This is a genomic window from Spirosoma fluviale (assembly GCF_900230225.1).
In the GTDB taxonomy this organism is placed as follows: Bacteria; Bacteroidota; Bacteroidia; order Cytophagales; family Spirosomataceae; genus Spirosoma; species Spirosoma fluviale.
Genome location: NZ_OCNH01000001.1, coordinates 363,915 through 376,260 on the forward strand (window position 1 = coordinate 363,915; position 12,346 = coordinate 376,260).

The 12,346-nt window shown below is 49.5% G+C and carries 10 protein-coding genes; 6 read left to right on the forward strand and 4 right to left on the reverse strand.

The annotated features are described in order from the left end of the window. Positions 1-6: 6 nt before the first annotated feature. Positions 7-3,624, reverse strand: a complete 3,618-nt coding sequence (dnaE, locus tag CRO74_RS01555; RefSeq protein WP_097124248.1) for a DNA polymerase III subunit alpha — start codon at positions 3,622-3,624, stop codon at positions 7-9. Between the two features lie 327 nt (positions 3,625-3,951). Here dnaE and CRO74_RS01560 point away from each other — a divergent pair, with 327 nt between their 5' ends. Next, positions 3,952-4,464: a pyridoxamine 5'-phosphate oxidase family protein gene (locus CRO74_RS01560; RefSeq protein WP_097124249.1), complete on the forward strand. Its 513-nt coding sequence runs from the start codon at positions 3,952-3,954 to the stop codon at positions 4,462-4,464. Between the two features lie 197 nt (positions 4,465-4,661). Continuing rightward, a complete protein-coding gene (locus CRO74_RS01565; protein ID WP_097124250.1) occupies positions 4,662-5,465 on the forward strand; it encodes an NIPSNAP family protein in 804 nt (267 codons plus the stop codon). 91 nt (positions 5,466-5,556) lie between these two features. On the opposite strand, the gene CRO74_RS01570 is transcribed toward CRO74_RS01565, so the two are convergent. Beyond that, on the reverse strand, positions 5,557-6,732 hold the full coding sequence (locus CRO74_RS01570) for a glycoside hydrolase family 43 protein (RefSeq protein WP_097124251.1): 1,176 nt from the start codon (positions 6,730-6,732) through the stop codon (positions 5,557-5,559). Positions 6,733-7,219: 487 nt separating this feature from the next. Here CRO74_RS01570 and CRO74_RS01575 point away from each other — a divergent pair, with 487 nt between their 5' ends. Continuing rightward, the gene (locus CRO74_RS01575) at positions 7,220-7,702 is read left to right on the forward strand and encodes a hypothetical protein (protein ID WP_097124252.1); all 483 of its coding nucleotides are present in this window, start codon (positions 7,220-7,222) and stop codon (positions 7,700-7,702) included. 37 nt (positions 7,703-7,739) lie between these two features. After that, a complete protein-coding gene (locus CRO74_RS01580; RefSeq protein ID WP_097124253.1) occupies positions 7,740-9,041 on the forward strand; it encodes a serine hydrolase domain-containing protein in 1,302 nt (433 codons plus the stop codon). A 28-nt stretch (positions 9,042-9,069) separates the two neighbouring features. Here CRO74_RS01580 and CRO74_RS01585 read toward each other — a convergent pair whose 3' ends face one another. Then, complete coding sequence (locus tag CRO74_RS01585) at positions 9,070-9,585, reverse strand: acyl-CoA thioesterase (RefSeq protein WP_097124254.1); 516 nt, start codon at positions 9,583-9,585, stop codon at positions 9,070-9,072. A gap of 205 nt (positions 9,586-9,790) precedes the next feature. On the opposite strand from CRO74_RS01585, the gene CRO74_RS01590 reads away from it, so the two are divergent. Then, complete coding sequence (locus CRO74_RS01590) at positions 9,791-10,651, forward strand: sterol desaturase family protein (RefSeq protein ID WP_097124255.1); 861 nt, start codon at positions 9,791-9,793, stop codon at positions 10,649-10,651. On the opposite strand, the gene CRO74_RS01595 is transcribed toward CRO74_RS01590, so the two are convergent. Continuing rightward, the gene (locus tag CRO74_RS01595) at positions 10,652-11,116 is read right to left on the reverse strand and encodes a hypothetical protein (protein WP_097124256.1); all 465 of its coding nucleotides are present in this window, start codon (positions 11,114-11,116) and stop codon (positions 10,652-10,654) included. Positions 11,117-11,287: 171 nt separating this feature from the next. Here CRO74_RS01595 and CRO74_RS01600 point away from each other — a divergent pair, with 171 nt between their 5' ends. Beyond that, a complete protein-coding gene (locus CRO74_RS01600; RefSeq protein ID WP_097124257.1) occupies positions 11,288-12,280 on the forward strand; it encodes a fasciclin domain-containing protein in 993 nt (330 codons plus the stop codon). The last annotated feature ends 66 nt before the right edge of the window (positions 12,281-12,346 follow it).

Below are 12,346 nucleotides of genomic sequence, written 5' to 3' on the forward strand. Positions count from 1 at the left end.
ACAGGTTTACGCCACCTTACACGTCACGCCGTCCATGGCCTCCAATGATCGAAGCAAGGTATTGGCAGGCGATACTTTCAGCGTTCGTGCCTGTAAGCTGATTTCGATGCGTTCACTCGGGTCGACTACGTTGAGCGAAAGTGTACAACTGCCCGGATGAGCACTAACAAGCTCGTTGAGTTTGGCAATAAGCTGAGCAGTTACGGCGTCGAGGGTCAGCGAGACGCGTAGCTCTTTGCAGAATTTCTCCCGCATTTCATTTAGTAACCGGATGCTCGTGGGCTTGAACTCCAGTTGCTCGGAGCCCCATTTGTTCTGCGTTTTGCCGGTAATATGCAGGAAGCGGCCAACCTCAATATACTGCACCAGCCGGATGTAGTCGTCTCCAAAAAGGGCCATTTCCAGCGAGGAGTTATAATCCTCAACCTTAAAGATGCAAAATGGATTGCCGCTCTTGGTTACCCGCATCTGTACAGCCGAAACGATGCCCCCCACCTTAATTTCAGGCTGTTTCGTCTCGAAAATATTGGCCAGTGTACAGTTGCAGAACCCGTCCATTTCAAGTTTGAACTCATCAAGAGGGTGGCCCGTGATGTAAAAGCCGACAACGTCTTTCTCAAATTTCAGCTTCTGTATCTGGTTCCATTCTTCCACGATTGGGGCCTTGGGTCGGGCCAGCATGGGTTCGCCGTTCATCATGGCACCAAACAGCGATTGCTGAGCGGCTGCTTTCTCGGCGTGGTAGTTGTTGGCGTAGCGGATAATCTTGTCCAGAAACGGCGAGGTGTCGCCCTCGCCCATCTCGAAATACTGCGCCCGGTGGTACTCGTCGATGCTATCGAATGCACCGGCATACGCCAGCGATTCCCACGTCTTCTTGTTCACCGTCCGTAGGTTAACGCGAATGGCGAAATCGAAGATATCTTTAAAGGGCCCGCCCGCTTTTCGCTCCTCAATAATGGCTTCAACGGCCGCGTCGCCCGCGCCTTTGATACCGCCCAGCCCAAAGCGGATTTCCCCTTTTTTGTTAACGCCGAAGAACCGTTCGGATTCGTTTACATCCGGACCAAGAACGGGAATGTTTATGTTCTTACACTCTTCCATGAAGAATGTAATCTTGTCGATCGTGCCCAGACAGCTTGTGAGTACCGCTGCCATATACTCCGAGCGATAATGCGCTTTGAGGTAAGCCGTCTGATAGGCGACGAAGGCGTAGCAGGTCGAGTGCGATTTGTTAAAGGCGTACGAGGCAAAGGCTTCCCAGTCGGTCCAGACTTTCTCGCAGACTTTCAGGGGCAGGTTATTGGCAGCACAGCCGTCCATGAACTTACCCTTCATTTTGTCGAGCGTGGCTTTGTCTTTCTTACCCATCGCCTTCCGCAGTACGTCGGCGTCGCCTTTGGTAAAGTTGCCGAGCTTCTGCGACAGCAGCATCAACTGCTCCTGATATACCGTAATGCCGTAGGTATCAGACAGATACTCCTCCATTTCCGGCATGTCGTACTTGACTTCTTCGCGGCCGTGTTTCCGGTTAATGTAGTTCGGAATGTAGGCAATCGGACCCGGACGATAGAGGGCGTTCATGGCAATGAGGTCACCAAAGCGGTCGGGCTTCAGGTCCTTCATGTGCTTTTTCATGCCGTCGGATTCAAACTGGAACACGGCGTTGGTTTCGCCCCGCTGGAAGAGTTTGTACGTCTCTTCGTCGTCCAGCGGAATGTCATCAATGGCAATGGTAATGTCGTGGTTCTGCTTGATGAGACGCAGACATTCCTTGATGATGGTAAGGTTGCGCAACCCCAGAAAGTCCATCTTAATAACGCCCGCATCTTCAATCACTTTACCCTCATACTGGGTAATGATGAGGTTCGTATCTTTTGAGGTCGATACCGGCACAATGTCCGACAAATCGCTGGGAGCAATGATGATTCCGGCCGCGTGAAGTCCTGTGTTCCGTACCGTGCCTTCGAGTTTACGGGCCTGTTTGAGTACCGCCGATACCTTTTCGTAGTCGACAATTCGCATGGCCTGTGCCGCGCTTCGATCGCCCGCTTCCAGGGCTCTCATGCGTTTCACGTTATCCAGTTCTTCGGGCTGGATAACGTTCGACAGACCGCCCGGCCCCTCCAGCGGGTCTTCAAAAATCCGCTTGAGGGTCATGTTGTAGGTCGGCTTGTCGGGCACGAGTTTCACGACGGCGTTGGCATCCTGCAAGGGTAAGTCCATTACCCGCGCTACGTCTTTAATGGACGATTTCGAGGCCATGGTACCGTAGGTAACAATCTGTGCCACCTGCGACTTACCATACTTCTGAACAACATAGTCGATTACCTTCTGACGGCCTTCATCGTCGAAGTCCGTATCGATATCGGGCATCGACTTCCGGTCGGGGTTCAGGAATCGCTCGAACAGCAGGTCGTACTTGATGGGGTCGATGTTGGTGATACCGGTACAATACGCCACCGCACTACCCGCAGCCGAACCACGACCCGGCCCGATCATAACGCCCAGATCGCGACCGGCTTTAATGAAGTCGGCCACGATTAGGAAGTACCCGGCAAATCCCATTGTCCTGATCGTGAACAGCTCAAAATCAAGGCGTTCCTGAATGTGCGGCAGAATATCGACGTAGCGCTCTTTGGCTCCTTCGTAGGTCAGGTGGCGCAGATACTCCCACTGGTTCAGAACGTCGTCGGTATGCTGCTGGAATTCCTTCGGAATCGGGAAGTTGGGCAGCATGATGTCCCGCTTCAGCTTCAGCGTTTCGACCTTGCCGACAATCTCATTGGTGTTATCAATGGCTTCGGGCAGGTCTTTGAACAGCGTCGTCATCTCCTGCGTGTTCTTGAAATAGAACTGGTCGCTGAAGAAGGCGAAGCGGGTATTTTTGGGCATCACATCGTCGTCGCTGAAATCCTTCATCGACGGTGTGCTTTGCTTTTCGTTGGTGTTTACGCACAGCAGAATGTCGTGGGCAACCCAGTCGTCCTGATCGACATAGTGCGAATCGTTGGAGGCAATGATCTTCACGTTGTACTTCCGGGCGAACTTGATCAGAACCTCGTTGGCTTTGATCTGGTCGGGAATTTCGTGGCGCTGCAACTCAACGTAATAATCTTCGCCGAAGCGGTCGAGCCACCATTTGAACTCGATCTCACCGGCTTCCTCGCCTTTTTTGAGAATCGTTTTGGGTACCGATGCACCAATGCAGCAGGTAGACGCAATCAGTCCTTCTTTGTACTGGTCGATCAGTGCTTTCGTAACGCGGGGATACTTGCCATATAACCCCTCCATATAGCCCAGTGAGCAAAGTTTTGCCAGGTTTTTGTACCCCTGCGCGTTCTTTGCCAGCAACAGCTGGTGGTACCGAACGTCTTTTTGCTCTTTGGTAAACTGTTTCTTGTGGTGATCTTCCACGACATAGAACTCGCAGCCAACAATGGGCTTGATGCCCTGTTTGCTGGCTTCGGCTACGAACTCGAACACCCCGAACATATTGCCGTGATCGGTGATGGCAACGGCCGGCATATTGTCGGCTTTAGCCTTCTTGATCAGCTTCTTAATGTCGGCCTGGCCATCGAGCAGTGAGTATTGAGTATGGCAGTGAAGATGAGAGAATTGCATAGTGTCTGAACTGTCTGAACCGGGATTCACCTGATTTTATTGATTTTCAGGATTTCGTTCGTCTGTAAAAATAGAACAAACTGGCGGGGAACAGGCAACGGGGAGGTGGGAATTTTTAAAAGACCAGGGTAAAAGACTGACTGTGAAAAGACTGTCAAAAAGGATAAACCAGTTGTTTAACAGCTTGTAAAATGTGCAGTTTTACTTCCGGACATGTGATGATCGTTTTCGTCAGGCCATTCACTCAACTTTCCTGAATAATCTAAAATTCTATAAACCCTATAGTGAAACATATGATTTTAGCTGGGTAACAAACCCAATAATCTCATGCAAGCTCAACGCACCCTGAATCCAATTGAACTGGATAAGCTTAAAGACAAAGTCAAGGACATTCGTATTGCCATGCTGACCACACAGGAGCCGGACGGCGATTTTCATACCCGGCCCATGGCGATGCACGAGATCGATCCCGATGGCACCATGTGGTTCTTTACCTATGAAAACTCAAACAAGGTCAGTGAAATCCGCCAGAACGAGCGTATTGCACTGGGTTTTTCGAACCCCGACTCTGAAGTATATGTCTCTACTTCGGGGTATGCAGAGGTGGTGAAAGACAAAGCCAAAATTGACCAACTGTGGAGCGATTTCCTGAAAACATGGTTTCCCAATGGCAAAGATGATCCAGAGGTTACGCTGCTCAAAGTGACAACTCATGCCGGTGAATACTGGGATCGGCCGGGGGGTAAAATGGTTAAATTGTTCGAGATGGCGAAAGGCGCACTAACGGGCGATACGGACAAAACGGGCCGCAACGAGAAATTCGGCGATGAGCCGCAATAAGAAGTAAGTAAAGTAGTAGAAGAACGGTGCTGGCAGAATGACCTGAAGTCATTCTGCCAGCACCGTTTGGTTTGCAGGGAAAGCGATTTGCCGGAAAATGTTGTTGGTTGCGGTATGGTAGAACAAACGGTCTGCGTACTTTGACAAATGACTAAAAGTTAATTTCTACCGGATACATACCGAAAAAAGCATTGTTTATGAAAAGACGTCAGTTCGTGAAAGCTTCTCTTCTTACTACTTCGGTGGCGAGTGTTCTAGCGCCAATCAATCAGGCGACAGCCGCTACGGATACGCAGCAGAACGCTGCCCCGGAGTTTTATGAACTAAGGACGTACACGTTAAAAAACGGTCGGCAACTCAAAATAGTCCAGAATTACTTTCAGCAGGCCGCTATTCCTGCTTACAATCGGCTGGGTAGCAAGAATGTGGGCGTTTTTACGGAATACCTTTCTCAGGGATTTACCAAACTGTTTGTACTGATACCCTTTACGTCTTTAGATGCCTACCTCAAGATTTCCGATCAGTTAGCCAGCGATAGCGCCTACCAACAAGCCGGGGCCGAATACCTGAACGCCGAGGCCACCTTGCCCGCCTACGAGCGCATTGAGAGTTCGCTCTTGAAAGCCTTTTCGAACATGCCCAGGTTGGAACTGCCCGAAAAGAAGGCGCGTATCTTTGAGCTGCGTCGGTATGAAAGTCCCAACGAAACGGCCGGGAAAAAGAAGATAGAAATGTTCAATCAGGCCGGTGAGATTGCCATTTTTAAGCGGGTAGGCCTTACCCCGGTATTCTTCGGAGAAACGCTGATTGGGCCAATGCGCCCCAACCTGACGTATATGCTGACGTTCGATGACATGAATGAGCATGATCAGAACTGGAAAGCCTTTGGCGGTGATCCCGAGTGGAAAAAGATAAGCTCCATGCCTGAGTACGCAGATGCCAAAATCATCTCGAACATTCACCGGACCTTTCTGATTCCAACGGCTTTTTCGCAGATTTAACAGGCTCCGATTTTCAGAACGGGCAAGGGTTTCAAGCGCTATACATTCAATATATGGCGCTTGAAACCCCTCCTCAATCTACATAAATGCACTACTCACCTTTGCCCTGACCACTCACGTTAACCCCAGCCGAAGGGAGTTTCTGCGGTGTAGTGGTAGGACCGGCGATCGTTATGATTCCGTTTTTTACCTGCATCCGGTCAATGCAAACAACCCGTTCATCGCCGGTTTTGGCGGTTCTGGCGTGGTAGACGCAGAACATTTCTTTGCCATCCGGCGAGTACGTTACGCTGTTGTGCCCCGTACCCGTTACCGAGCCGCCTTTATCGGTATTTTTCTGTAAAATCGGGTTGTTGGCTGCTTTCTTGAACGGACCCAACGGCGAGGTCGCCGTGGCGTATCCAATGGCATAATTCTGGCCACCGAAATGATTGGCCGAATACATAATGTAATACAGGTTGTCTTTTTTGAACGTAACCGAGCCTTCTGTCCAACGGCGGTTTACTTCGCGGGCGGTTACGGAACGGCTCTCCCACTCCGCCTGTTTGTCGCTCAGGCGAACGGGTGGCCGCAACACCAGCACCGGTTGGCCGATGACGCCGGAAAAGTCGGGTTTGAGTTCGACACCATACACCCAGCTTTCCTCGATCTCGTTGAACCAGCCGTTCTTTTTGGCCAGATCGGCCACTTCACTTTTGACCGGGTGTTTATAACAGCAACGCGAAAAATACAAATAGGCTTTTCCGTTAGTATCGAAGAATACGTTGGCATCAATAACGGGATAACCAGGGTCAAAAACGGGTTTGCTGGCCAGGTCGACAAAAGGGCCGGTGGGTTTGTCCGAGACGGCTACCCCAATCCGGAAATTTTCCAGTTCTTTGGTCGGGTTCACCTTCCATTGAGCACTGTAAAACAGATAGAACTTCCCCTTTACTTCATACACCTCCGGTGCCCAGTAGGCACCGCCCCAACCTGCTTTAGGGTCGCTCCATCCGTTTTTGTTGTTATGGAAATAAACCTGCCCTTCCGCTTTCCAGGTCACCATGTCTTTTGACGAATAAGCCGAAAATCCCTTGTCCGCTCCTCCGCCTGTGCCATACATATAATACATATCCTTTGTATGTAAAATATAAGGGTCACCAAACTGGATTGGCAGGGGGTTGGAAAAAGAAGTTTTAGCCGTAGCCCTGTCTTGTGTGGTTTGCGCCACAGAATTGCGTAAAAACAGGGTGGTAACAATAAAAAACAGGAGCAGTGGTCTTTTCATGACAATGGTTAATCGTGTAGGCAAAAGCCGCTTGGAAACGGCTTCTATTCGCTGGTAAACTTATGTATTTTAATTAATGTGTTTGTTATTATATAGATAACGGAAGCTGATTGCTCTCGGGTATGTTGAGTTATGTTTATCCATATCGGCTTGCTTACGTAAACCCCCCGCATGGGCTCTCAACAAGTCTGTTGGATGTGTGCTAATGTAAAGCAAATTAAAAATGAAAAATAAAGTACGATCTGTTTCATGGCACACAATAAACGCGTTTAAACATCGTTTTTAGTCTGTTATCTTTCTTCAAAAGCCCTGGTAAGCTACTTGCCGGGGCTTTTTTGATAGATGGCCTCTGACTACGCCGGTTGACTGGTATTTCCTGATCCTGTTAACTTTGGCCTTCTCAAGCTGCCCTATACGCTCGAAACACGGCATGACGTTTGTATAGATAACGCCTGAACACAACCCATAACACAACTTATTCAAACTCATGGCTACTCCTTATGCCGTTCGATCTTTTCGAAATATTATTTTGGTTTTAACCATTATTAGCTCGCTTACCACAGCCTGTAAAAAATCGGGAGGGGCCGATGATGTTGACCCCCGCGATCAATACATTGGTACGTATGAGGGAGGGTACCAAAGTGTGATTCGGTTTGGTGGTGCCGAGTTAAAACCTGAAACAGGTACAACGACCATAACTGTTACCAAGAGTTCAAATAATAAAGAGATTTACATTGATATTAAAGGCACTCGACCGTATCAGGTAACGGCTGAACTGACCGGCACCAGTTTCAACGTAATTGATCGCACCCAGGATCAAATATACGTTCAGGGCACAACCTTTACCGGGCAATACAGTGCTACCGGGGTATTCGATAAAAATCAGTTTGCGATGTCTACAACCACGGAAACGCTTCAGGGGGGTACCGTAATCAGCCGGGCTGAATCAATAATGGGTGTAAAAAAATAACTACATTAGCCCGGATTCCTAACAACTTCCGGTTTGTATGAAACTAATTACTATGACCGGCCTGATGGCCGGTTTTTTTATGGCTGCCGCTGTGCAGACCTCCATGGCCCAGACAGTTCAATCTGGAACTGTTCTGAAAGAAGCCGCAGCTGAAACGGTTGGGATGAGTACCGCCCGGCTTCAGCGCATGGATGCGGTAATCAACGACTACATTGCCAAAGGCCGACAAGCGGGGGTTGGGGTGATGGTTTCGCGAAACGGCCGAATTGTGTACTACAAAGCGTACGGTCTCGATAACATTCAGACAAAAGCGCCCCTAAAGCGGGACGCCATTTTTCGGATTGCGTCGCAAACGAAAGCCATTGCCAGCATTGGCCTGATGCTGTTGTTCGAAGAAGGAAAATTCCTGCTCGACGACCCTATTTCGAAGTATATACCAGCCTTCAAAAATCCAAAGGTATTGGACAAGTTCAACGAAAAAGACTCGTCGTTTACCACTGTTCCAGCAAAGCGTGAAATCACGATCCGGCAATTGCTCACCCACACGTCAGGTATCGGCTACCCGGTTATTGGCTCAAAAGAAGCGGTTGCCATCTATGCTAAAAACAAAATACCCAGTGGAATTGGCACCCCTGGTGGCAGTCTGGCCGACGCGATGAACCGGCTGGGTACTTTGCCATTGCTGCATCAACCCGGCGAAAAATTCACCTATGGGTTGAGTGTCGATGTGGTTGGTTACCTGATCGAAGTACTCTCCGGTCAGTCACTCGACCAGTTTCTTCGTACCCGACTATTTGATCCGCTAGGAATGAATGACACTTACTTTTATCTGCCCGAGTCTAAAAAGGGCCGCTTAACGATGGTCTTTACCGAGGATTCGGTGAAATCTGTAAAGCCAATAGCAGTCCTCAATGGTCTATCGGGCGACTACCCAAAACAGGCGGGTACGTTTTACTCGGGTGGGGCCGGTTTATCGTCGACCATGTACGATTACGCTATTTTCCTGCAAATGATGCTGAATGGGGGCGAGTATGGCGGTAAGCGTTTCCTGAGCCCAACAACGGTGCGACTGATTACAACCAATCAAATTGGCGACTTGGGTGGGGGGGACTTTAAATTTGGTCTGGGTTTCTCCATTACGTCGAACAAAGGTGCATCCCGGTTACCTGTTTCCGAAGGCACATTCGAATGGGGCGGCTATTTTGGAACAACCTATTGGGCAGATCCCAAAGAAGGCATTGTTGCGCAGATTTATACCCAGAAAACACCCAACAGCTTCGGTGATCTGACCGATAAATTCAAGGTACTGGTATACCAGGCCATTACGCAGATGAAATAGTCAGAACCGCACGGGCCGCCCGTGCGGTTTAAACTTTCAAAAACTCCCTCAGTTCCGTAGCGTCCTGTGCATTCATGCGTCCGGCTAATACGAGACGCAGTTGTCGTCGGCGCAGAGCACTGGCGTAGCGGTCTTTTTCATCGTCGGTTTCGGGAATAACGGCGGGTACTTCAATGGGCCTGCCGCTTTGATCGACTGCAACGAACGTATAATAAGCGCTGTTTGTGCTGACCCGGATACCGGCCGGAATATCTTCGGCCCACACTTCAATAAACACCTCCATCGAAGAACTGAACGCACGGGTTACCTGGGCTTTCATGGTAACGATGTTACCCAGCCGGATGGGCTCAGAAAAAGAGACATTGTCGACCGAGGCCGTCACAACAATGCGGTTGGAGTGTTTTTGAGCCGCAATGGCTGCGGCAATATCCATGAAGTGAAGCAGTCGCCCACCCATCAGATTGTTGAGGGTATTGGTATCGTTGGGAAGTACCATCTCGGTCATTACCGTAATGGAATCGCGGGCGTGTTTGGGTTGGGGCATTCGTTGGGTAGTCTTGTCAATGAGTGGTTAGCCGATGGGGAGCAGTCCTGTGGATGCTCCTTACGGTTCACAAACCAACGACCGAAAAAGCAGACTGGCAAACAAAGGAATAATTTTGCTGATTTTTTGCCAGGTGACAGGCTTATTAAATCGCACTATTTCGTTGTAGATTTGTATAATAACAACATAAAACTAGATACTGACTATGGAGCGGTTAGTTAATTATTTTGAACATATTCCATCGTCGCATCGGGCGTTGATTTTGGTTGGGGGAATTGCTGCTTTTTGGATCATCGAAAGTGCCTTGCCTTTGTTTCGATTCTCTTATCGGAAAGTACAACATGCCGGAATCAACCTGTTCTTTACCCTAACTACCATTGTTGTCAACTTTGTGCTGGCCTTTATTCTGCTCAGAACCAGCGATTGGGCGGTCAACCATCAAATAGGTCTTTTGCCGTGGCTCGATTTGCCGCTTTGGGCCGAAACCATCGTTGGGTTGCTGGTCCTGGATCTGGTTGGTGCCTGGCTGGCACACTGGACGGAGCATAAGGTCACTTTCCTGTGGCGCTTTCACCTCATTCATCATACGGATACCTACGTCGATACAACGACTGCCAACCGTCATCACCCTGGCGAGAGCGTTATTCGGTTTGCTTTTACGACCCTGGCGGTGCTGATTGCGGGGGCACCTATGTGGCTGGTTTTCTTATACCAGGCGTTGTCTGTCGTTCTTTCGCAGTTCAACCATGCCAATATCGAGTTACCCCGCTGGGCCGACCGGTTACTGGGCTTACTTGTTGTAACGCCCAATATGCACCATGTGCATCATCATTATGTGTTGCCAGTGACCAATACCAACTACGGTAATATTTTCCCCTACTGGGATCGAATTTTCGGCACTTATCATGAAATGCCGGGCAAAGCTATCCACTACGGCATTGATACGCATGGCGAACCGAATGAACATTCGCACATCGGCAACCTGCTGAAAATACCTTTCCAGAAATACCGTCCGCCAGTAGGAGAGAAGTTGACTGAAACCCAAAAAACGCTGTCAGACGTTTAATTACGGGCAAGTGGTTTTTATGAGTACGTATCGGTAGCCACTCTTCGGCTCTTTCAAGACCCATTTTCCGGCTTTTTCCACGCGCTCCCCTTCGTACCAGGAAATAGTGTCGCCGTTCATCTTGAAGTCGAGCGGGTAAATCTGCGTTGTGCCCTCACCCGAACGCTGCCAGTCGGCCTGGATGGTGTTGTTGTTGATTGTGCCCTGAAAGCCACCCCCTGCCCGGTCTTTTTCGAAGGGCTTGTTGTCCAGATACCCCGTGGCCAGATTGTTGTTGATAACCAACTGTAGGCTGGTGGTATCGCGGTTTATGACCTGTTGAAAACAAAGGGTATCGGGAGCCATTGATGTGGTTGTTTGCTCATCAGGCCGGGTCTGTGAGGATTCATTGGTCGATTGTTCTGAAGGACGGCTTTGGCAACTTGCCAACAGAAGTAGTGTAGTAAGAGTCAGATAGGTAGACATGAGGGAAACTGAGAATTTTTAGACTAACCCGTTTGCTTGTCAATAGTTTAATCATCAGGCTAGTGAGCGCTAAGGAACGGTCAGTAAATATTAATGAACATTACGGGTAGATTGTTGTTGTTTGCAAAGCGGACAACCCGTTCCACTCAAATCCCCCATCTATAATCACCCATGTTAGCTAATCGTAATCCGTTCGCAGGACGGAAACTATCGTTACTTGTCGCCTTACTGGTCTCTTTAGCCGTTTCTTTCTCCGCTTGTAATGAAGTAGATAAAAACACACCTACGTTCCCAACCATCGGCGAGATCGTCAACACTGGCAGTAGGTTCACCTTATTAAAAGAGGCTCTCATTCGTGCCGGACTCGATGGTGTAGTGGCCCAGCCCGGTACTTACACAGTATTTGCCCCAACGGACGATGCCTTTAAGGCATTTGGCTATGTGGATGCTGCCGCCATTAAGGCGGCTCCTGTCGATTTACTGAAAACGGTGTTGCAATATCACGTTCTGGGCGCTCGGGTGGCTGCGTCGGATATACCTACGGCGATCAATACATCCCAGCCGACGCTGGCAGGTTTACCCCTATATATATCGAAAGTTGCGTCGGGTACCGGAACCGCATCGGTTGTGTCGATTAATGGTGCCCGTGTTCTGCAAGCCGACGGACAGGCAAGCAATGGCGTTATTCACGCGATTGACCGGGTACTGCTGCCCCCTGTTTTTGGCAATGTAGCCGTTACGATTCAGAGTATTCCCCTGCTGTATCCAGCTGCTTCGTTCAAGCTCCTGCTGGCGGCAGTGACGAAAGCTGGTATTGGGGGGGCGCTGACAGGGACGGGACCGCTGACCGTGTTTGCTCCAACCGATGCGGCTTTTAAAGCAGTAGGTATCGACTCCACCGTTATTGCCAATACATCGTCAACGGCCTTGACTGGAATTCTTACCTATCACGTGCTTAACAGCCGTACCTACAGCCCGCTCGTTACGAATGGTGCCAGCCTGTCGACCCTCCAGGGGGGAACGATCACGGCGGGTACAAGCACAACGGGTATCACGGTTTCAGGTAAAGGAAATTCAGGGATCGCTTCGAACATAACTGGTCCTGATATTACAGCTACGAATGGTGTTGTACACATCATTGACCGTGTTTTACTGCCCCAATAGACTTACATCAACTGACAGGAATGCCAGAAGGCGCAAAGGTCGCAAAGGAGATGAGCCTCATTCCTT